The sequence below is a fragment of the Pseudomonas borbori genome, assembly GCF_900115555.1.
Taxonomy (GTDB): domain Bacteria; phylum Pseudomonadota; class Gammaproteobacteria; order Pseudomonadales; family Pseudomonadaceae; genus Aquipseudomonas; species Aquipseudomonas borbori.
Window position 1 is genome coordinate 184721 of sequence record NZ_FOWX01000004.1, and the last position, 21403, is coordinate 206123.

At 62.9% G+C, this 21403-nt stretch carries 15 protein-coding genes and 1 tRNA gene; 4 read left to right on the forward strand and 12 right to left on the reverse strand.

Annotation, left to right across the window (positions count from 1 at the left end; all coding sequences use genetic code 11):
* Window positions 1–35: 35 nt before the first annotated feature.
* The 5 genes from BM315_RS04565 to hsdR form a co-directional block, all read right to left on the reverse strand.
* Window positions 36–362 (reverse strand): restriction endonuclease subunit S domain-containing protein, encoded by a 327-nt coding sequence (locus BM315_RS04565; protein ID WP_212632932.1) that lies wholly within the window; start codon window positions 360–362, stop codon window positions 36–38.
* A complete protein-coding gene (locus tag BM315_RS04570) occupies window positions 355–1902 on the reverse strand; it encodes a class I SAM-dependent DNA methyltransferase (protein ID WP_090498272.1) in 1548 nt (515 codons plus the stop codon). The genes BM315_RS04565 and BM315_RS04570 overlap by 8 nt, the downstream gene beginning before the upstream one ends.
* A gap of 3 nt (window positions 1903–1905) precedes the next feature.
* Entirely contained in the window at window positions 1906–2445 is a 540-nt protein-coding gene (locus tag BM315_RS04575) for a hypothetical protein (RefSeq protein ID WP_244527246.1), read from the reverse strand.
* Window positions 2442–3629, reverse strand: a complete 1188-nt coding sequence (locus BM315_RS04580) for an AAA family ATPase (RefSeq protein ID WP_090498274.1) — start codon at window positions 3627–3629, stop codon at window positions 2442–2444. Before BM315_RS04580 ends, BM315_RS04575 begins: the two co-directional genes overlap by 4 nt.
* Before the next feature lie 185 nt (window positions 3630–3814).
* The gene (hsdR, locus tag BM315_RS04585; protein ID WP_090498276.1) at window positions 3815–7291 is read right to left on the reverse strand and encodes a type I restriction-modification system endonuclease; all 3477 of its coding nucleotides are present in this window, start codon (window positions 7289–7291) and stop codon (window positions 3815–3817) included.
* A gap of 389 nt (window positions 7292–7680) precedes the next feature.
* Between hsdR and BM315_RS04590 the strand changes: the two genes are divergently transcribed.
* A complete protein-coding gene (locus BM315_RS04590) occupies window positions 7681–8427 on the forward strand; it encodes a metallophosphoesterase family protein (protein WP_090498359.1) in 747 nt (248 codons plus the stop codon).
* A gap of 316 nt (window positions 8428–8743) precedes the next feature.
* Here BM315_RS04590 and BM315_RS04595 read toward each other — a convergent pair.
* The 5 genes from BM315_RS04595 to rpsU form a co-directional block, all read right to left on the reverse strand.
* Window positions 8744–8820: transfer RNA gene (locus BM315_RS04595), tRNA-Ile, on the reverse strand.
* Window positions 8821–8833: 13 nt separating this feature from the next.
* Window positions 8834–12568 (reverse strand): EAL domain-containing protein, encoded by a 3735-nt coding sequence (locus BM315_RS04600; protein WP_090498278.1) that lies wholly within the window; start codon window positions 12566–12568, stop codon window positions 8834–8836.
* A gap of 104 nt (window positions 12569–12672) precedes the next feature.
* On the reverse strand, window positions 12673–14520 hold the full coding sequence (rpoD, locus tag BM315_RS04605; RefSeq protein WP_090498280.1) for an RNA polymerase sigma factor RpoD: 1848 nt from the start codon (window positions 14518–14520) through the stop codon (window positions 12673–12675).
* A 67-nt stretch (window positions 14521–14587) separates the two neighbouring features.
* Window positions 14588–16579, reverse strand: coding sequence for a DNA primase (gene dnaG, locus BM315_RS04610; RefSeq protein ID WP_090498283.1), 1992 nt, complete (start codon window positions 16577–16579; stop codon window positions 14588–14590).
* A 166-nt stretch (window positions 16580–16745) separates the two neighbouring features.
* Entirely contained in the window at window positions 16746–16961 is a 216-nt protein-coding gene (gene rpsU, locus BM315_RS04615; protein ID WP_003296736.1) for a 30S ribosomal protein S21, read from the reverse strand.
* Window positions 16962–17167: 206 nt separating this feature from the next.
* Here rpsU and tsaD point away from each other — a divergent pair, with 206 nt between their 5' ends.
* Window positions 17168–18199 (forward strand): tRNA (adenosine(37)-N6)-threonylcarbamoyltransferase complex transferase subunit TsaD, encoded by a 1032-nt coding sequence (gene tsaD, locus BM315_RS04620; RefSeq protein WP_090498285.1) that lies wholly within the window; start codon window positions 17168–17170, stop codon window positions 18197–18199.
* Window positions 18200–18235: 36 nt separating this feature from the next.
* Here tsaD and plsY read toward each other — a convergent pair whose 3' ends face one another.
* Window positions 18236–18805 (reverse strand): glycerol-3-phosphate 1-O-acyltransferase PlsY, encoded by a 570-nt coding sequence (gene plsY, locus BM315_RS04625; protein WP_090498287.1) that lies wholly within the window; start codon window positions 18803–18805, stop codon window positions 18236–18238.
* 264 nt (window positions 18806–19069) lie between these two features.
* Here plsY and folB point away from each other — a divergent pair, with 264 nt between their 5' ends.
* Window positions 19070–19426: a dihydroneopterin aldolase gene (gene folB, locus BM315_RS04630; RefSeq protein WP_090498289.1), complete on the forward strand. Its 357-nt coding sequence runs from the start codon at window positions 19070–19072 to the stop codon at window positions 19424–19426.
* A complete protein-coding gene (gene folK / locus BM315_RS04635; protein WP_090498291.1) occupies window positions 19417–19956 on the forward strand; it encodes a 2-amino-4-hydroxy-6-hydroxymethyldihydropteridine diphosphokinase in 540 nt (179 codons plus the stop codon). The genes folB and folK overlap by 10 nt, the downstream gene beginning before the upstream one ends.
* 27 nt (window positions 19957–19983) lie before the next feature.
* Here the strand turns inward: folK and BM315_RS04640 are convergent, their stop codons facing one another.
* Entirely contained in the window at window positions 19984–21207 is a 1224-nt protein-coding gene (locus BM315_RS04640; RefSeq protein ID WP_090498293.1) for a multifunctional CCA addition/repair protein, read from the reverse strand.
* Window positions 21208–21403 lie beyond the last annotated feature (196 nt).

Consider the following 21403-nt stretch of genomic DNA (forward strand, 5'->3'; position numbering starts at 1 on the left):
ATCAGCGGAGGCTGAAGTCAGCCAGAAATGCATGGCTACTTCAGAGGATCCTTAAGTCCTCGCAAAACATGGGCATGGTTATTGACCCATGTTTTGCCATGAAGCATGTATGCCTTTGACTTCATTGGTTCAAAAAATGGAACACCATCTTCACCGAGTGCAACTAGCTCTTCATCAAAAAGGAAGCTGTCGATAAATCCAACTTGGCCAGTTGCACCGTAGTATGGGTACAGCTGATCAGCAGTCTTACCCTCAATGCGTTGTTGTCGTTCAGAGTTATTTATTGGAACTCGAAGTGAGTCCAAGATTTCAACACAGTCTTCAAGAGAGCACTGAGCCCACCCACTCGGCAACTCACTCATCCCCCGCCTCCTGAACTACCGAAAGCCCCATCACCTCCGCCATCAACTGCTTCTGCGCCGCCACCTCATCCCCAGCGCCCAGCGCCTTCATCAACTCTTCCAACTCATGCAGGGCTTCGGTCAGTTCGGCCATGGCCTCGCCTGCCAGCACTTCCGGGGCGGGCAGATCGGCCGCATCCAGGCTGTCGGCATCCTTGAGCCAGCTGATATCCAGGGAGTCGCCGCGCTCGCGGATAAAGTCCCGGGTAAATACGCGGAAGCGGCTGAGTTCGCCGATGCCTTCGACATTCTCGGCGCGGGGGCTGTTGCCGTTGGGGTCATCCCCGTAGGCCTCTTCAAAAGGTTTGAGGTGCGCAGCGCCAAAGGGTGTGCGCTTGCCGAAGCTGGGCATATTGCTGCGCAGGTCATACACCCAGACGCGCCGGGTGCAGCCTTGCTCTTGGCGTGGGTTTTCGGCGGTGCCTTTCTGGAAGAACAGCACGTTGGTCTTGACGCCCTGGGCGTAGAAGATGCCGGTGGGTAGGCGCAGCAGGGTGTGCAGGTTGCACTTGTCCAGCAGGTCGCGGCGCACCTCGGTGCCGACGCCGGCCTCGAACAATACGTTATCCGGCAGCACCACGGCGGCGCGGCCGCCGGGTTTAAGGCCACGGTAGATGTGCTGGAGGAAGGCCAGCTGCTTGTTGCTGGTCTTGTAGGTGAGGTCGTCGCGGGTCGGGCCGCCGCCGCCCTTGGCGGTGCCGAACGGCGGGTTGGAGAGGATCAGGTCGACCTTGGGCAGGTTGGCGCCGGTTTGGCCGAGGGCGTTGCCCAGGTGCACCACGCCTTCCTCGTCGCCTTCCATGCCGTGCAGCAGGCAGTTCATCAGCGCCAGTCGGCGGGTGCCGGGCACCAGTTCGATGCCGACGAAGGCGCGGTTGCGCTGGAAGGCCTGGGCCTTGGTGTCGAGGTCGTAGTGGTCGTCGCTGTGGCGCTTGATATAGGCGTCGGCGGCAATCAGGAAGCCTGCGGTGCCGGCGGCCGGGTCCTGGATGGTTTCACCCGGCTGGGGCTTGAGGCAGTTGATGATGCTGTCGATCAGCGGGCGCGGGGTGAAGTACTGGCCGGCACCGGATTTGGTTTCGCTGGCGTTCTTCTCCAGCAGGCCTTCGTAGAGGTCGCCGAGGCCGTCGCGGCGGGCGCTGAACCAGTCGATACCATCGAGGCTTTTGATCAGCTGCTCCAGGTGGCGCGGCTCTTTCAGGCGCGTCTGGGCGTCGGCATAGATGGCGGCGATCAGCGGGTCGGTGTTTTTGCCCAGATCCAGCAGCATCTGCCGGTAGTGGTCGAGCAGGTTGAGCCCGGATTTACCGGCCAGATCCGGCCAGCGCGCGCCCGCGGGCAGCTTGTGGGCGAAACTGTCGTTGTTCTGCACCTGCTCGAATTCCATCTTGATAAACAGCAGCAGCACCAGCTCGGTGACGTAGTCGCTGTAGTTGATGCCGTCGTCGCGCAGCACGTCGCAGAGGTTCCAGAGCTTCTGGACGATGTCGGAGTTGGTCATGGTTTACTCGTTCGGTACGGCGGGCTGATTAAGCAGGGCGCGGCGTAGTTGAGAAATGGGCGGGTTGCGCGTGCCGGTCAACAGCTCGCGGGTAAAGAGTACGGCGTAAGCAGTCGCCTCTGTGTGCCTGGCCGCTAACCTGGGGTGCAGGCGCTGCTTGAGTTGCTGGCTGGTTTCGTGAGGCTGTACAGCCTCGCCCAGGGTATCGAGCAGCGCGCCTTCCAGGCTCTGCGGTGCCCACAGGATTATTGCATAGCCGGCTTTCTCGGCCCGCTTGCGCTCGTCCGGAGTAGGCGGCAGGTCGGCATCGAGCAGCAGTAGCCGCCGGTCATAGCCACTGTCGCGGTAACTGCGGATGGCGTTGGTGATGATATTGCCGGCCGAGCCGCCGTCGCCCGATTCGACTTTAACGCTCTGACCGCTGCCGCGCGGGCAGAACAGCTGCTTCATGTGGCTGATGAAGGCGCGGTCGTCGGCCCCTTCACCCACCACCAGCAGGGTGCTGTGCAGAACGGCTCGACTATTTTTGCGTGGGGCACTCATAGATCGGGCACAGCGCCCAGTGCGCCGGCCATGTACTTGGCGTAGAGGTTGTCGTCGGCACGCAGGCCGACGACTTCATCCAGGCGCCAGGCGGTTGAGCATTGGTCTTGTTTCTCGCACAGGTACACCTGATGTTTCTGCAGGCGGTTGAGCACTTCCGGGGTGTGGCAGGTGAAGATCAACTGCGCCTGGTGTGGGTTGCTGTGCTCGAAGCGGAACCAGTCGAGAATTCTGGGCATCAGGTGGGGGTGCAGGTCGTTGTCGATCTCGTCGATGACCGCCATGCCGCCTTGCTCCAGGGTGGTCAGCAGGCGCTCAAGCAGCACGAACGCCGACTGGGTGCCACTGGACTCCTCGAAGAGGCTCAGCTCAAAGGCGTTGCCATCCTGGCTCTGGTGCACACCGAAGGGCATGTACACCGTGCTGTCCTTGCCTTCTGGTGCCGCGACTTCCAGTTGCCGAATGACCACGTCGGACAAGCCCAGATCGAACTCGCGCATGGCTTCAACCATGCGTGACTTGATGGCCGGTGCCCTTTCGTAGAGCTCGGCGGCATTTACCAGGGCACCGCGTTGGAAATGACGACGGCCATGACTGGCCACATTGCTGATGATGCGGCGGAAGTACTCAATGAAAGGGCGGGCTTCCTTGATGTCATAGCTGTGAGCCGCCGCCAGTAGCGAACAGTTGGCACGCAGGCTTTGTGCTTGTGCCTTGGGAAAGGGGAAGCCTTTCTGCTTGAAGGTAAAGCCTTCAGCAGCAGTGCGCTCGCGGCGGAACAGATAGCTGAACTGGGTGCTGGTTCGGTTGAGCAAAACCTCGCTGATGACTTGGCCGGCATTCAGCACCAGTTGATAGCGGTGTTCGATGCCCTGCAGAAAGAAATCGATCTCAAGGCTGGTGTCTTTATCAGCGTGCAGGCGGTGGGGCTGGTAAGCGATGTCCTGATCGGGGTCCCCTTGCAGGAAAGAATCGCAAATAAACCAACTAAGGAAAGCCAGGGGCTTGATCAACTGGGTTTTCCCCGAGCCGTTGGCCCCCACCACGGCGATGACCTTGTTCAGGCGGGTCTCGGGCAGGTCGATGTCGAAGCCGGACGGAGTGGGTTTCTTGCCCACGGAAAAGTCGAGCCGAGTTTCCTCCGCGAAGCTGTAGAAGTTGGAGAAACGCAGCGAACTGATCATATTTTCACTATTCCAACAAAATTTCGTTGATTTTTGCTTTTTGGTGTTGGTTTGGCAAGCTCGGAGCGCAGGCGTCGTCTGGGTTTCTCTACCCGCCAGGGCGCATGGACTATGCGGCAGAGACAGTCGTCAGGCCTATTCGACTCAGCTAATGAGCCGAATAGGCCGTGTATTCGGCTCACGGATTAACCGACCTGCGGCCAGAGATTCTCGTTGAGTGCATCGAGCACGCTGTCCAGGTTACCGCCCAGATTGCGATCCAGGCCTTTTAGGCCGCCATGCAGCCTAAATGCATCATTGAACTGCTGCGAATCGATGATCACTTCGTGTACCAATTGTTTGGCCAGGCGCTGCAGCCAGTTGCGTTGTGCCTGGGTCCAGGGTTGCAGCGCGTAGATCTTCTGCATGGCCTGGGCCACGCGCTGATCGAAGGGCAGCAGGGCTTCGCCGATGGCGGCCTGGCGGATATAGCCGATGATGCTGGCGGCGATCTCCTGGTTGGTCTGGTTGCGCCAGGCGCTTTTCAGGCTGACTTCGCTGAAGCCATGCTGGTCGAGCAGCAGGCGTACTTCGCGCAGCTGCTCGCGGGTCAGGTCTTTGGGACGGTTGACCACAACGCCAAGGGCGGCGGACTGGTTGAGTTGCTTGTGGATGAACTGGTGGAAGCTTTCCAGATAGTCGGCTGGCTTCTGGTTGTTGCCGTAGTTCTGCTCGCGCACCTTCAGCTCGTCGCTGTGGGTGGAGATGAGCGGGTAGTTTTCCGAGCCGAGCAGGGCGCTGACGGCATCCAGTTGGCTGAGCAGCTGGCCGTGCTGGCGGATAAAGTTGGCGGCCTGTTGCGGGCCAAGGTCGTGCAGGTGTTTATGTAATTGAGCCGGCTCAACGCCCCACACTTCTTGAAGCTCATCGAGCTTTTTCTTCAGGCTCGGTTTGTCCTCGGCCTTGTGGCTGGCCTTGCGCAGAATACGCATGATGCGCTGGCTGAGGACGTCGAGCACGTCGTGGGCGTGGCTGCTGTCGTCCTGGCTGCCGGGTGCCTCATGGCTGGCACTGCCGGTGAGTTCGCTGACCAGTTGTTCCAGGGAGACGTTGGGGTTCTTCACCAGGGGCTTCATGGTGTCGACCGCTTCCAGGCTGGCGTAGAGATCGACGGGGTCGTAGATGCGGAACACGGTTTTGCCGATTTCGTCGCAGCGGCGGGTGGCGCGGCCTTTCATCTGTTCATAGAGGATGCGCGAGCGCACGCGGCGCATGAGCACCAGGTTGCAGATCTTCGGCACGTCGATGCCGGTGGTGAGCAGGTCGACGGTGATGGCGATGTTGGGATGCGCTTCGTTCTTGTACTGGCGAATCAGCTGCTCAACCTTGTCGCTCTGGCCGGTGATGATTTGCACCGCCGCCTGGTTGTACTGCTCGCCGTAGGCTGCCTTGAAGGCGTCATCCAGGAGGTTTTTCACCCGCTCGGCATGGGCCTGGTTGACGCAGAAGATCATGGTCTTCTCTTCGCCGAACGGGTCCAGCTCATTGGCCAGGGCGTCACAGATGACCTTGTCGAAAGCCGGGGTGATCACGCGGCGATTGAACGACTCGATATTGAAGGTGAGTTCGTCCTCCAGTTCGGTGACGTCGACTTCGCCGGTCTGGGTGTTGATGACGCTGACCGACTCGCCCTTTTCGAAGCGAATGCCGTGCTGGCTGAGCTGGGTTTCGTAGCGGATCGGCGGCTCGTGGTCGATCAGCCAGTCATCGGCCACGGCTTCGCGGTAGCTGTAGGTGTACACCGGTTTGCCGAAGATCTCGCTGGTGTGCTTGGCCGGGGTGGCGGTGAGGCCGATCTTGCAGGCGTCGAAGTAGTCGAGCACGCGGCGGTACTGCGAGAGGTACTGGCTGTGGTCGCGCACGGCCAGTTCGCCTTCGCTCATCTCCTGGTCGAGGGTGTAACCCCGGTGGGCCTCGTCGACGATGATGCAGTCGAACTCGCCCACGGACGGCGGGGTGTCCGAGCGGAAGATACGACTGACCATGGCTTGTACGGTGGCGACCTGGATGCGGGTTTCCGCCTCGGCGGCCATGTCGCCCAGCTCTTTGATGTTGTAGTTCTGCGCCAGGGTGTGGTTTTGCTCGAGAGCGGTGTCGTTGAATGCGTCGATGGCTTGCTGGCCCAGGGCGCTGCGGTCGACCAGAAAGAGGATGCGCTTGAAGCGCTCGGCCTTGAGGAAGCGGTACATCAAACCAATGATGGTGCGGGTCTTGCCGGTGCCGGTGGCCATGGCCAGCAGGCAATCGCGCTGGTTGCTGGCCAGCGCCTGTTCCACGGCCTGGATGGCTTTTTCCTGGTAGTCGCGCAGTTTGAGGTAGGCGAAGCCTTCGTCCTTGAGCCTGGCCTCGGCCTCCGTCTGGCTGCGTTTGAGCAGGTCGAGCAGATCCTGCGGGCTGTGGAAATCCTGCAGCGGCCGGCGAGTATTGGCCGGGCAGCGCAGATCACGGAACCAGGTGCCGGACTGCTCGGCGAGCTGCTTGATATAGGGGCGGCCATTGCAGGAGAAGGCAAAGGGCACGCGGAAGTTGCCACCCTGGCCATCGCTCCAGGGTTGCGTCTGCCCAGCCAGCAGCCAGGGCTGCTGATGCTCTGCCGCCAGTTTGAACTCGCGGGCATAGCGCTCGGCCTGGGAAATGCGGTCGGCGATATTGATGCGCTTACGCTTGGCTTCGACAATGGCCACGGGCATCAGGCCGGCGAACAGCACGTAGTCGGCGCAGGCCTTGGGGCTGCTGGTGGGCCACTCGGCAATGGCCTTGTGCTTGCCCTTCTCCGGGCGCGTGCCCTTGCTGTAGGTGAGGTCCAGCGAATCGGCCTGCCAGCCGGCCTCGATCAGTTGCTGGTCGATCAGGATGCGGGTGAGGTCTTCGGAGAGGTCGAAGCTGCTGCTGGCTTGCTGGGTCTTGTGCAGCACCTGCTGGCTGGCCTGGGGCTTGGTTTCCAGTTCCTGTTGCAGAGCCTTGAGGCGTTGCTCGAACTCGCTGCGCAGCCTGTTCAGCTCGGTTTCATGAGTCAGCGCCAGCTGCTTGTGCTCGCGTGACTCCGCATCCATCTGCTCGGCGAGAACGGCGTACTCCGTTGCCTCGCGCGTCATCAACTCGGCCAGTTGCTGATTGCTTTCCAGCTGTTGGCTGGATTCACTCAGCTGCGCCTTTAGCTGGTCGATCTGGTTTTGCAGGTCGCGTAGCGGGGTGCTGGGGTCAGCCGGCGTAGCGAAGGGACCGGGCTTGAACGCATGGGCGTTCTTGCCGAAGGACTGGTGATACCAGATGGCCAGGGCGCGGGCGACTTTGAGCCCGTCCATGGCTTCGCGGTGCTGGGTGCGGAACTGGTGGGTGGCTTTGTTGCCTTCGACGCGCAAGGTGTGAAACAGGCTGACGATGTTGCGATCCAGCTGGATCTCGCGGCCCAGCTTGTAGAGCAGGTCGGCCTGGGTGGTGGTGGCCTCGAAGTCGATCCCGGCCCGGCTGGCCAGATCCTGGGCCAAGGCTTCGCCGAGCTGGCGCAACTTGATCAGGGTGGTGTTGGGATCGCTGGCGAATACCTGCTCGGCCGTGCTCGCAAGCTGCAGGAAGACGGGGTCGTGTTCCTGGAGGAAGGCGAAGTTACTGCTGGCTGCCATGGTCGATCCTTCGGTTGTTTGCCCGCTCAGTACGCCAAGCTTGGCTTTATTACGCGTAAGTGGCGGCAGCTTAACCAAGGTCGACAGAGTTTGGCCATGGCATTGAGCCACCCGCTGGGTGATGGGGCTGAGCTGCCGGCTCAGGTCGTTCGCGGCCTTGCACACTACCTGCGCAATTAACTTGATAGCGGGTGCCGATGCGGGTTGTCCAGATTGCTTCAGGAAAGGCGGGCAACGCTCCTGGGATTGAATCGCCATTGTCCTTATTGCAGCGGGTTGTTCGCAGGAAGCTGGGCCGGTATATGTGTGGTTATGCCCCTAGCCGGGGGGTCGTCAGTCAAGGTGCTGGGGTTGAGCGTTCAGCCCGGCTAAACCACTGAGAAATGAAGATGCGTATCCACCTGCTGTCCGATCTGCACAATGAGTTCGGCCCCTTCACTCCGGCGCCGCTGAACTGCGATCTGGTCATTCTGGCGGGCGACATCGATGTCAAGGCGCGTGCTGTCGAGTGGGCCAGGCAAGCCTTCTCTGGCCCGGTGTTGTACGTCCTCGGCAATCACGAGTTCTACGGCGGACACCTGACTCACACCCTGGAGAAAATGCGCGCGGCGCAGGATGAGCGGGTTCGGGTGTTGGAGCGCGATGAGGTCATTCTCGGCGGCGTACGCTTTCTGGGCGCGACCATGTGGACGGATTTCGCCGCCACCGACAACATGCCGATGGCGTGCCTGACTGCGCAGAATGCGATGAACGACTTCCGGCAGATCCGCACCGAAGGTTTCAGGCGTATCCGCCCGGCCGATCTGGTCGCCCGGTCGGTGCAGACGAAAGACTGGCTGCGCATGAAGCTGGCGCAAGCATTTGCCGGCCCAACGGTGGTGATTACCCACCACGCGCCGACGCTGCGCTCGCTCCAGGGCGGCCCGCACGCGGGCACTCACCTGGACGCCGCGTACGCCAATCGCTGGGAAGCGCTGATGGGGGGAGAGCGGATGGCGCTGTGGCTGCACGGCCATTCGCATAGGGCTGTCGACTATGACCTGGCGGGCACGCGGGTGCTGTGCAATCCCAGGGGCTATCCGGGGGAGGAGACGGGCTTCCGCGCGGATCTGATCATCGAACTCCAGCCGTCCTGAAATAGCTTCGGCAGTGCTCAGCTCCCAATTCCGCGGGACGAGCGCCCGTTTCATTGCGTGTCGCTGTTGTTCAATTGCGGCGACTTGTTGTGTCTTCGTGTCGCTGGGGACGACTTATGCACATCAGCCGTTGGTGAAATCGATTTTTGCCGACATGTCAGCTCAGGGGCCGACGCACAGCGAACAGTGCTTGGCGGCGGGAACGATGCGGGCTGTTTCCGGCGGCGTTGCGCCATCCATGCCTGGGCGTGGCTAGCCGCTAAGACGGTGACTCGATCGGGCAACAAAAAGCCGCGCAATGCGCGGCTTTTCGATTTGGTGGGCCCAGCAGGACTCGAACCTGCGACCAAGGGATTATGAGTCCCCTGCTCTAACCAACTGAGCTATAGGCCCTGAAGCCGGCGGATTATACCGGTGCCTTCTCCGTAGTGCCAATCGAACGACGCGGGCCGAGGAAATTATGGGCGAAGGCGTCGGCGGCGAGGGGGCGGCTGAGGACGAAGCCCTGGATCTGTTCGCAGCCTTCGGCGGCGAGGAACAGTTCCTGGGCCTTGGTTTCCACGCCTTCGGCGATCACCGTGAGTTGCATGCTGCGGCCCAGGGCGATGATGGCGCGGGTAATGGCGACGTCGTGCGGGTCGGACGGCAGGCCGCGGACGAAGGATTGGTCGATCTTCAGGGTGTCCAGTGGCAGGCGCTTGAGGTAGCTCAGCGAGGAGTAGCCGGTGCCGAAGTCGTCGATGGCCAGTTGCACGCCGAGGGCTTTCAGTTGATGGAGGATGCTCAGGGCGTCCTCGGTCTGGTTCATGATGAAGTTTTCGGTGATTTCCAGTTGCAGCAGGCCGGGGGCGAGTGAATTGCTGTCGAGCAGCTGGGTGATGCGTTCGAGCAGCTGCGGTTGCCGCAGTTGCACGCCGGCCAGGTTGACCGAGAGAGGGCCGAACGGTGCGTGGAGGCGTTGCCATTCGCCCATTTGCCGGCAGGCTTGGCGCAGCACCCAGTCGCCCAGCGGCAGGATCAGGCCGTTTTCTTCGGCCAGTGGGATGAAGCGTTCGGGCGGAATTTCGCCAAGCACGGGGTGGGTCCAGCGGATCAGGGCTTCGGCGCCGGCCAGACGCTGGGTGATCAGGCTGAGTTTCGGCTGGTAGTAGAGTTGCAGCTCCTCGCGCTCCAGGGCGCGGCGCAGTTCGAGTTCCAGGGCCATGCGTTCGGTGGCCTGGAAGGTCAGGTCACGGGTGTACATTTCGACCCGGTTGCGGCCTTTGGCTTTGGCGCGGTACATGGCGGCGTCGGCGTTCTTGACCAGGGTGGCGACATCCAGGCCGTCATCCGGGAACAGGCTGATGCCGATGCTGGCGCTGATATGGAACTCGTGGACGTCGATGTGGAAGGCAGGGCTGAAGCAGGCGAGCAGCTTGTTGGCGACCCGTTTGGCGTCCTCGCTCTGGTGCAGGCCCGGCAGCAGGATGATGAATTCGTCGCCGCCGAGGCGGGCCACGGTGTCGATGTCGCGCAGTTGTTCCTTGAGGCGGATGGCGATGCTCTTGAGCAACTGGTCGCCGACCGGGTGGCCCAGGCTGTCGTTGATGTGCTTGAAGCGGTCGAGGTCGAGAAACAGGATCGCGCCTTGGCGCTCGTCGGTTTGCGCATCGTCGAGCGCGGCATGCAGCCGGGTTTCGAACAGTGTGCGGTTGGGCAGGCCGGTCAAGGAGTCGTGGTGGGCCTGGTGGTCGAGGCGGGCCTGGGCATGTTTGAGTGAGCTGATGTCGGCGAACACGGCGACGAAGTGCGTGGTCTGCTGGTCTTTATTGCGCACGGCGCTGATGGTCAGCCATTCCGGATAGATCTCGGCGTTCTTGCGCCTGTTCCAGATTTCCCCTTGCCAGTGTCCTTCATCTTCCAGTTGGTGCCACATGGCGCTGTAGAAGGCGCTGTCGTGCTGGCCGGAGGCGAGTAGCCGGGGTGTCTGCCCGAGCGCTTCGGCTTCGCTGAAGCCGGTGATTGCGCTGAAGGCGCGGTTGACCGCGACTATGCGCTGCCGGGGGTCGGTGATCATCACGCCTTCGGCGGTGCTTTCGAATACGGTGGCGGCCTGCTGGAGTTTTTCCTGCATGAGCTGGCGTTCGGTGATGTCGCGGGCGATGGTCAGCAGGCAGGGTTCGTCGCCGACCTGGATCGGCTGGATGGACAGTTCGCAGCGGCGTATCTGGCCGTCGCGGGTGCGGATTGTGGCGCTCAGGTCACGCGCGCTGCCGTGCAGGGCGATCTGTCCGATCATCCCGGCGCGGTCTGCGGGGTTGGCCCAGACCCCCAGTTCAAGGGTCGAGCGGCCGGCTGCTTCGCTGCTGCTGTAGCCGGTGATGCGGCTGAAGCCTTCATTGATTTCGATCAGTTGGCCGTCACTGACGCGGCTGATCAGCAGGCCGTCGGGGGAGGCGTGGAAGGCCTTGGCGAATTTTTCTTCGGAGCTCAGCAGTTGCTGTTGGGTGGCTTTGAGCTGGCTGATATCACGCACTATCACCACCAGCGCCGGCGTATCGGCGAGCTGGAAGGCCTGGGCGGAGATCAGCCCGGTGAAGGGTTGGCCGTCACGCCGCAGGAAGGGCATTTCCAGGTTGCGCAGGCTCTCGCCTTGCAGGCGTTTGAGCAGGGTTGGGCCGATGCCGGGAATGCCCCAGATATTCAGTTCGCTGGCGGTTTTGCCGAGCGCTTCGGCGACTGGGACTCCGGTCTGTTGCTCGAACGCGTTGTTGGCTTCGAGCAGGCGGCCATCGGCTCTGCGGGCGATTACCAGGATGTCCGGGCACTGCTGGAACACCGAGGCGAATTTCTGCTCGGAGAGGCGCAGGGCCTGTTCGGCCTGCTTGGCTTCACTGATGTCGACCATCAGGCCGCGCATGATCGTCCGGTCGCCACTGCGGGTCAGGGTGACTATGTCGCGGATCCACAGCACGCGGCCGTCGGCGGCATACATCCGGTAGTCCAGGCTGTGGTCGCGGCCGGCGGTGCTTTCGCGCAGGCAGTATTCCATGGCCTGCTGGGCATCGTCCGGGTGCAGGATACTCAGCCAGAAACCTGGGCGCTGCCAGTCGGTCAGCGGGTAGCCGAGCAGTTTTTCCGCGTGCTGCGAAACGTAGGTGAAGATGTAATCATCCAGGCGCGCCTCCCAGGCGATGGCCGAGAGGTTTTCCACCAGGCTGCGGTAGTGTTGTTCGCTGTTGCGCAATTCCTGTTCGAGCAGGCTGCGGGCGAGCATTTCGGTATGCAGGCGGCGGTTGATACGCAGGATCACGGCGATGACGGCGCAGAGTGCGAGCAGCCCAGGGAGGCCGTAGAGCAGCAGTTCGCGCCAGATGCTGCGCCTGTCCTGCAGGTCGCCGACCCAGCGCGCTTGCAGGGCGGCCGCTTCTTCGCTGCTGATGTCGGCGAGCAGCTTGTCGAGTATCCCGCTGAGGAGCGCCTGGCCGTGCGGCGCGGCCATGGCCAGTTGGTAGCGATAGGGTGTTTCGCCACTGATGAACAGGCCTTCCAGCTTGAGATGGCGCAGGCTCCAGACGCTGGAGGCGAGGTCGCCGATCAGGGCGTCGGCCTGGCCGGTGGCGAGTGCTTGCAGGGCGGCATGGACGGTCGCTAGCGGCAGCAGTTGGAGGTTCGGGTGCTGGCTGCGCAGCAGTTCGTGGGGCGCATAATTCTCGACCACGGCAATTTTCAGTCCCGGCAGATCCTTCATTGCACGTGGTTGCGGGCCATCATCGCGTGCCAGGATGACGATCGGGAAGTCCAGGTAGGGGCGGGTGAAAGTCAGGTAAGCCTGGCGTTCGGGGGTCGCCATCACGGCGGGCAGCAAGTCGAGTTGGCCGGCCTTGGCCTGCGCCAGTACCTCGCTCCAGCTGTCTGTTGCGCCCGGTTGCAGGCTCACGCCCAGGCGTTGTTCGAACAGCGCGATGTAATCGGCGGCCAGGCCCTGGTAGCGGCCCTGTGGGTCGCGGAACTCGAACGGCGGCCAGGCGGTATCGATGCCCAGGCGCAGTACGGGGTGCTCGGCAAGCCAGTTGCGCTCCTCTTCGCTTAGCGTCAAGGCGGCAGCCGGGCTGACCCAATACACCAGACACAGCAGGAGAATGGCCGGCAATCGCGGCATGGCGGCCTCGTAACGGAGCGGGTGGTGCTCCCCAGTGTAGACGGGGCTTGAGGCGCTCGGCCAGGCAGATAGCAAAACCCCCGGTGTTGGCCGGGGGTTTGGTGTTACTCGTCGAGGAAGGAGCGCAGGTGCTCGCTTCGCGTCGGGTGGCGCAACTTGCGTAGCGCCTTGGCCTCGATCTGACGAATCCGCTCACGGGTGACATCGAACTGTTTACCAACCTCCTCGAGGGTGTGGTCGGTGTTCATGTCGATGCCGAAGCGCATGCGCAGTACCTTGGCTTCACGCGCGGTAAGGCCGGCCAGTACTTCGCGGGTGGCTTCCTTGAGGCTTTCCACGGTCGCCACGTCGATCGGCGATTGCATGGTGGAGTCCTCGATGAAGTCGCCCAGGTGCGAATCTTCGTCGTCGCCGATCGGGGTTTCCATGGAGATCGGCTCTTTGGCGATCTTCAATACCTTGCGGATCTTGTCCTCGGGCATTTCCATGCGTTCACCCAGCTCTTCCGGGGTCGGTTCGCGGCCCATCTCCTGCAACATCTGCCGGGAGATACGGTTGAGCTTGTTGATGGTCTCGATCATGTGCACCGGAATACGGATGGTGCGGGCCTGGTCGGCAATCGAGCGAGTGATCGCCTGACGGATCCACCAGGTGGCATAGGTCGAGAACTTGTAGCCGCGACGGTATTCGAACTTGTCCACCGCCTTCATCAGGCCGATGTTGCCTTCCTGGATCAGGTCGAGGAATTGCAGGCCGCGGTTGGTGTACTTCTTGGCGATCGAGATCACCAGGCGCAGGTTGGCTTCAACCATCTCCTTCTTCGCGCGGCGGGCCTTGGCCTCGCCGATCGACATGCGCCGGTTGATGTCCTTGATCTCGGCCAGGGTCAGGTCGCACTCGGCTTGCAGGGCAACCAGCTTCTGCTGGCAGCGCTGGATGTCGCCTTGCAGGCCGCCGATGGCCTCGGCGTACTTGGCTTTGCCCTTGGCCAGTTGTTCGGACCAGGTTGCATCGACTTCATTGCCCGGGAACAGGCGCAGGAAGTCGGCGCGCGGCATGCGTGCATCGCGTACGCAGAGTTGCATGATGGCGCGTTCCTGAGCGCGTAGACGCTCCAGGGCGCTACGCACATGCACCACCAGCGCTTCATACTGTTTGGGCACCAGCTTGATCGGCATGAACAGTTCGGCCAGGGCTTTCAGCTCGGCGATGCCTTGCTTGCTGCCACGACCATGCTTGTCCAGCGTCGTCTTGGCGATCGCCAGTTGCTCGGCGATGGCTGTGAAGCGGCGCAGGGCTTCTTCCGGGTCCGGACCGCCGTCGCCTTCTTCTTCCTCTTCGGCGTCGTCCTCGTCCTCTTCCTTGTCGTCACCGGCATCGCTGGCGGCGTCGTCTTTGGCGGGTACGGGTGCGGCGGCTTCGGCAGGAACGCTACCGTCGTCGGGGTCGATATAGCCGTTGAGGACTTCAACCAGGCGACCACCTTCGGTGGTCACGCGGGTGTACTCGGCGAGGATGCTGTCGACGGTGCCCGGGAAGTGGGCGATGGCGCCCATGACTTCGCGGATACCCTCTTCGATACGCTTGGCGATTTCGATTTCGCCTTCGCGGGTCAGCAGTTCCACTGTGCCCATTTCACGCATGTACATGCGCACCGGGTCGGTGGTTCGGCCTATATCGGTCTCCACGGCGGCGAGTGCTGCAGCGGCTTCCTCGGCCGCGGCTTCATCGGTGTCGGCTTCGGCCAACAACAAGGCGTCCGCATCCGGAGCACTCTCGAATACGTTGATCCCCATGTCGTTGATCATGCGGATGATGTCTTCCACCTGTTCCGGGTCGGATATATCCTCCGGCAGGTGGTCATTGACCTCCGCGTAAGTCAGGTAACCCTGCTCACGACCGCGGCTGATCAATTCTTTCAAACGAGATTGCTGTTGCGCTTTTCCGGACATAACACCCTATCCACTGAAGGTCTTGGCGGGCTAAAAACAAGCCGCGGATTATACCCGAATAAGACCCCTATGCGCCAGTTGGGCTCGGGATTACCGGTGATGCATTACGGCTCAGCAGGTTACGCAGTTGGTTTTTTTCCTCTGCACTTAACTCACTTTGACGGGCTTTGTTGATCAAATGTTCCAGGCTGCGCTCGCGTTGGCGGGCCACAAGACTAGTTATAGTGTCAAAAAACTGTTGTTCAAGGTTGTCGGCTGAAATCAGCCACTCTTTTTCCGCCAGGGCCCGTAACAGGCGGCCCTGCTCGGTGCCGTGCCAGCGCGCGAGCAGTTGCAGTGCGCGCAGTTTCGGGTTCTTTTGCAGGGCGCCAAGCAGGGCCACCAGCAGTTGTGTGTAGGTGTCGTCTTCGGCGGCGAAGTGGCTGACGTCTTCGACATTCTGGGCCAGTTCGGGGTGATGCAGCAAAGTGCGCAAGGCGCTCAGGTGCGGCGATTCGACGCTGACGGCGGTGCGTGGCGCGCGTGGCGTGAAGTCGTCGCGGCCCTTTTTACTCCATTTGCCGCCTTCTTTCTTCCAGTCGCTCTTGCCCTTGCTGCGTTCTAAGCCCGCCGTAGGGCTGGGGTTTTCGTATTCATTGGGGCCGGGGGCGACGTCGTAGTAGGCGCTGTCGGGTATTTCGCCATGGTCCGGATAGTAGTCGCCGGGGGGCGGGTTGGCACTGGGTGGGACGCCGCTCTTGGTGGCGGGTGCCATCTGGCCCAGGGCTTCGCCGCTGAGGCCGGTGATCTCGCTGAGGCGCTGGCGCATCAGGGCGCGCAGGTTGTTGCCGGGGATCTTGTCGATCAGTGGGGCGGCCAGGGTCACCAGGTGGGCTTTGCCTTCCAGTGAGCGCGGGTCGGCCTCTTCGCTGAGTTGCTGGAAGAAATAGTCGGCCAGCGGCTGCGCGTGCTGGTTGATGCGCGCGCGGAAGGCGTCGGTGCCTTCGCTGCGGACCAGGGTGTCCGGGTCTTCGCCGTCGGGGAGGAACAGGAAGCGTGCGCGCCGGCCATCCTGCAGGCTCGGCAGGGTCGCTTCCAGGGCGCGCCAGGCGGCATTGCGTCCGGCCGCGTCGCCGTCGAAGCAGAACAGCACGCTGGGCACGACGCGGAACAGGCGCTTGAGGTGTTCTTCGCTGGTGGCGGTGCCGAGGGTGGCGACGGCGTTGCGCAGGCCTTGCTGGGCCAGGGCGATGACGTCCATGTAGCCCTCGACCACCATGATCTCGTCGAGGTCGCGGTTGCTCTTGCGCGCCTCGAACAGGCCGTAGAGTTCCTGGCCCTTGTGGAATACCGGGGTTTCCGGGGAGTTCAGGTACTTGGGCTTGTCGTCGCCGAGCACCCGGCCGCCGAAGGCGATCACCCGCCCGCGGCTGTCGCGGATGGGGAACATGATGCGGTCGCGGAAGCGGTCGTAGCGCTTGATCTTTTCCGGGTTATCGGCGTTCTCCACCAGCAGGCCGGCATCGATCATGGCCTTCTGCTGCAGGCTGTCGCTGGCCAGGTGCTTGTGCAGGTTGTCCCAGCCGGGCGGAGCGAAGCCCAGGCCGAAGTCGCGGGCGATCTCGCCGGACAGGCCGCGGCCCTTGAGGTAGTCGACGGCGGCCTTGCGCTGCGGATGGCTCTTCAGGGCCTGGCGGTAATACTCGGCGGCGGCGGTCAGCAGCGGGTAGAGCGGTGAATCGGTGGGCTGGCGCGGTTTGCTGCTGTTGCGTCCGCCCTCTTCGCGCGGCACCTCCATGCCGGCGCGCTTGGCCAGGTCCTCGACCGCCTGGGGGAAATCCAGTTGGTCGTGGTCCATGACGAAGCCCAAGGCATTGCCGCCGGCGCCGCAGCCGAAGCAGTAATAGAACTGTTTGTCCGGGCTGACGCTGAACGAGGGGGTTTTTTCTTTATGGAAGGGGCAGCAGGCGGTGTAGTTCTTGCCGGCCTTTTTCAGCTGGATGCGCGAGGCGACCACGTCGACGATATCGGTGCGGTTGAGTAGGTCATCGATAAAAGACTGTGGGATCAGGCCGGCCATAGGCGCTCAGGATACTGCCGTGCGAGGCGGCGGGACAAATACTTGCGGAAACCAAAAGACTCCGCGCCACCCATGGGTGGCGCGGAGTCCAAAAGCGAAGCCCGGCCGAGGCCGGGCATTCAGGCGTTGCGCTTGTAGCTATGCGTGCAGGCGAAAGCCGTGGCGCTTAGTACAGGCGGACGCTACGGCGCTGTTCGCGCTGTACTTTCTTGGCGTGACGCTTAACAGCGGCTGCTGCTTTGCGCTTACGCTCGGAAGTCGGCTTTTCGTAAAATTCACGGCTGCGAACTTCGGCCAGAACACCGGCTTTTTCGCAGGAGCGCTTGAAACGACGCAGAGCTACGTCGAAGGGTTCGTTCTCTTTAACTTTGACGGCTGGCATCCAGGGCGTACCTTCTTTATTACCGGGGGGTGTCGTACTCCTGGCAAATGGCGCTGGAGAACGTACGTTTTTAAGGGTTGCGGATGTTACCGTCTCAGCAGCAGGAATGCAAAGCCTCTGATCGAAAAGGACTGGTCTGAGTCCGTCGGCGCCGATTATCATGCGCGCCTTCTGGCGTTTAGCCACTCGATATCAAGGCGTTGCCCATGCTGGTACTGGGGTTGGAAACTTCCTGCGATGAGACAGGCGTCGCACTCTATCACAGCGAGCGTGGTTTGCTGGCCGATGCCTTGTTCAGTCAGATCGAGCAGCACCGCATCTACGGCGGGGTGGTGCCCGAGCTGGCCTCGCGCGACCACGTCAAGCGCATGCTGCCGTTGATCCGCGAAGTATTGGCCGAGGCCAAGTGCACGCCGGGCGAAGTCGAAGCTGTTGCCTATACCGCGGGTCCTGGGCTGGTCGGCGCGCTGCTGGTGGGGGCTTCCTGTGCCCAGGCGCTGGCCTTCGCCTGGGGCATTCCGGCGCTTGGCGTGCACCATATGGAAGGCCACTTGCTGGCGCCGATGCTGGAAGAAAATCCGCCGGCGTTTCCGTTCGTCGCTTTGTTGGTCTCCGGTGGCCATACCCAGCTGGTGAGGGTCGATGGCATCGGTCGTTACCAGCTGCTCGGCGAGTCGCTCGACGATGCCGCCGGCGAAGCCTTCGACAAGACCGCCAAGCTGATGGGCCTGCCATACCCGGGCGGGCCGGAGATCGCCCGGCTGGCCGAGCAGGGCACGCCAGGGCGCTTTACCTTCCCGCGGCCGATGACCGACCGGCCGGGGCTGGATTTCAGTTTCAGCGGCTTGAAGACCTTTACCCTCAATACCTGGCAGCAGTGCCGCACCGCCGGCGATGACGGCGAGCAGACCCGTTGTGATGTCGCCCTGGCGTTCCAGCAGGCGGTGGTCGAGACCCTGGTCATCAAGTGCCGGCGGGCGCTCAAGCAGACCGGGCTTAGCTCGCTGGTGATCGCCGGCGGCGTCAGCGCGAACAAGGCGCTGCGTCTGGGCTTGGAGAAGATGCTCGGCGAGTTCAAGGGGCAGGTGTTCTACGCCCGTCCGGCGTTCTGCACCGACAACGGCGCGATGATCGCCTATGCCGGCTGCCAGCGCCTCAAGGCCGGTCAGCATGAGGAGCTGAACATCAAGGTGCAGGCGCGCTGGCCGATGGAGCAGTTGCCGCCGCTTGGCCAGTGAGTCTGCATTGCATTCTTAGGGGCTTGCCGCGGTCGCCTAAAAATGCCGCTCCCGGCCGTCGAACAGGTCGCGCAGATTGCTGCGGTGCCGCCAGACGATCAGGCCGGTGACCGCGCTCATCGGCAGCAATGCTTCGGGTTGTTGCCAGGCCAGCAGTGGCAGGCTCAGTGGCGTGGCGATCAGTGCGGCCAATGAGCTGGTGCGGGTCAGGTTGAAACTCAGTAACCAGGCGCAGATGGCCAGCAGTGCAGCCGGTGGGTAAAGTCCCAGCAGCATGCCGGCGGCGGTGGCGACGCCTTTGCCGCCGCGGAAACGGAAATACAGCGGATACAGATGGCCGATCACCGCGGCGAGGCCGAGCCAGGCTTGTTGTTGCAGGCTCAAGCCGAGCAGGGCGCCGGCCAGGACCGGGAGTAGGCCCTTGAGCAGGTCGCCGAGCAGGGTCAGGCCGGCCAGGCGTTTGCCGGCGACCCGCAGCATATTGGTGGCGCCGGGGTTGCCCGAGCCACTGACGCGCGGATCCGGCCCGCCGGCCTTGCGGCTGAGTAGAATGGCGAAGGACAGTGAGCCGAGCAGGTAGGCGAGGATCGCCAGTAGCCAAAACATGGTAGCCATTCCACGCTGAGGGAATGGCGGGATTCTAGCAGGCGGTTGGAAAAGGTAGCGAGCGCAGGCGGTGGCTCACGTGCGGCGCGGCGATGGCGTGCAGGGCTGGTCCGACAGGGCAAAAGCGCGGTGTATGAGTCGCAAATGAGCATTTAAACCGGATTCCAACGCCGTATAGTCGGGCACAGTAGGTGTTACTCGGTTAGCCGGCAGCTATGCTGCGGCTTTGTCGTGTGGTGGTTTTTCGTGTTGTGGAGAGCGTGCTTGGACACAGTGTTTATTGAAGGTCTGGAAGTCGATACGGTAATCGGCGCCTACGACTGGGAGCGCTCCATTCGCCAGTGCTTGCGCCTGGATCTGTGCCTGGGGTGGGACAACCGTCCGGCAGCGGCTGACGATGACCTGAGCAAGGCGCTGGATTACGCGGCAGTGTCGGCGCGTGTGCAGGCCTTCGCCAGTGAAGCGCAGTTCATTCTGGTGGAAACCTTTGCCGAACGACTGGCCGCGGTGTTGCTGAGCGAGTTCCAGATCCCCTGGCTGCGCCTCCGGCTGACCAAGCCCGGCGCGGTACCGGCCGCGATTGGCGGTGTTGGCGTGGAGATCGAGCGCGGATGTCGCTAACTCCCGTTGTGCTCGGGCTGGGCAGCAATATCGAGCGAGAGGCGCATTTGCAGGCTGGGCTCGATGCGTTGGCCGCCATTCTGCGCGACATGCGCTGCTCGCCGGTGTTCGAAAGTCAGGCGGTGGGTATCAAGAGTGGGCCCTTCTTCAATCTGGTGGTGGCCGGCTACAGCGACTTGCCGCTGGGCGAGCTGGACCGCCGGCTGAAATTCATCGAGGCGGACAACGGCCGCTATGCTCCCGAACGCAAGGGCCTGCCGCTGGATATCGATGTCCTGCTGTATGGTGATCAGGTCGGTAATTTCGATGGCCTGATCCTGCCGCGTGCGGAAATCCTCAAGAACGCCTTCGTACTCTGGCCGCTTTCGCTGTTGCTGCCGGAGCGTTTGCACCCGGGCGAGCAGCGCAGTTTTGCCACGCTGTGGCGGACGGCGCAGATCGAGCAGCAACTCTGTCCTGTGCCATTCCGGTGGCGCGGAAGCGAGCTGACCCCGAGCGAGCTGCTCCAAGCGTTCCCAAGTCCCGCGTAGGGTGCGCTACGCGCACCAGTGCACGCCCTACGCCTGCGCCTTGTAGGCCTTGAGCGCCTTGAGGCGCTCGCCCCTGAGCGCCTCGCCCAGTTCGGGGCCTTGCAGGCCCTGCTCCAGCAGCGGCTGCACCGCCACGGCACGGGCCGCCTGCATGGCCCCGCGCAGGTAATCGGCCTGCGGGTAGGCGCGTTGTTCCAGGCCGGCCCGGCCCCGGGCATCCATTTCGCAGGCGCCGATGAACGCCTCGAAGCGTTGCGGGCGGCGAAACACATCGAAGTGCTGCAGCAGCTCCAGCAGGGTCGAGGCTTTCAGCTCCAGGGCGCGGTGGCCGTGGGTGTGGTACTCGCCGACCAGCAGGGCCAGCTCCTGGCAGTCTTTGGGCGCCTTGCTGCGCGCGTTGATCGCCCGGATCAGCTTCAGCCCGCGTCGCTCGTGAGCGATATGCCGGGGCCAGTCGGCCATTGGCGTCAGGCCTTTGCCGACATCGTGCAGCAGGCAGGCCCAGCGCACCGCCAGCGGTTGCCGGTGTTCGGCGCACTGGCGCAGCACGCTGAGTACGTGCGCGCCGGTGTCGATTTCCGGGTGATGAGCGGGTGGTTGGGGCACGCCGAACAGGGCGTCGACTTCCGGTAGCAGCGCCTTGAGGGCGCCGCAGTCGCGCAGGACCTGGATAAACACGTCGGGGCGGGGTTCGAGCAGGGCGCGGGAGATTTCCTTCCAGCTGCGCTCGGCGGTGAGCGCCGAAAGTTCGCCGGAGTCGCTCAGTTGCCGCATCAGCGCCAGGGTCTCGGGCGCCACGCGAAAACCCAGGGGCGCATAGCGCGCGGCGAAGCGGGCGACCCGCAGCACACGCAGCGGGTCTTCGGCGAAGGCCGGGGAGACGTGCCGTAGCAGCCTGGCTGCGAGGTCGCGCTGGCCGCCATAGGGGTCGATCAGGCCGCCTTGTGCATCCTCGGCCATGGCGTTGACGGTGAGGTCGCGGCGGATCAGGTCTTCTTCGAGGGTGACGTCCGGGCTGGCATGGAAGGTGAAGCCGCCATAGCCGCGTCCGCTCTTGCGCTCGGTCCGCGCCAGGGCGTACTCCTCACCGGTTTGCGGGTGCAGGAACACCGGGAAGTCTGCGCCCACCGGGCGGAATCCCTGTTCGTGCATCTGTTCGGCCGTGGCCCCGACCACCACCCAGTCGACTTCGCTGACCGGGCGTCCCAACAGGCGGTCGCGCACTGCGCCGCCCACTTTGTAAATCTGCATGCCTGCTCCTCCGTTGCGGCACAGCATAACGGCTGGAGGGGCTGAGCGGCCATGGCTGGAGTGGGTGGGCAGTCGAGAGTGGAGGCGCGGCCGTTCACTTTGGCGAAGTGAACGCGCGATACCCTAGCCTGGATAAGCCTTGGCGCAATCCGGGGAAATCTGGCGTCGACCAACCGCTCCCGGATTGGGCCACGTC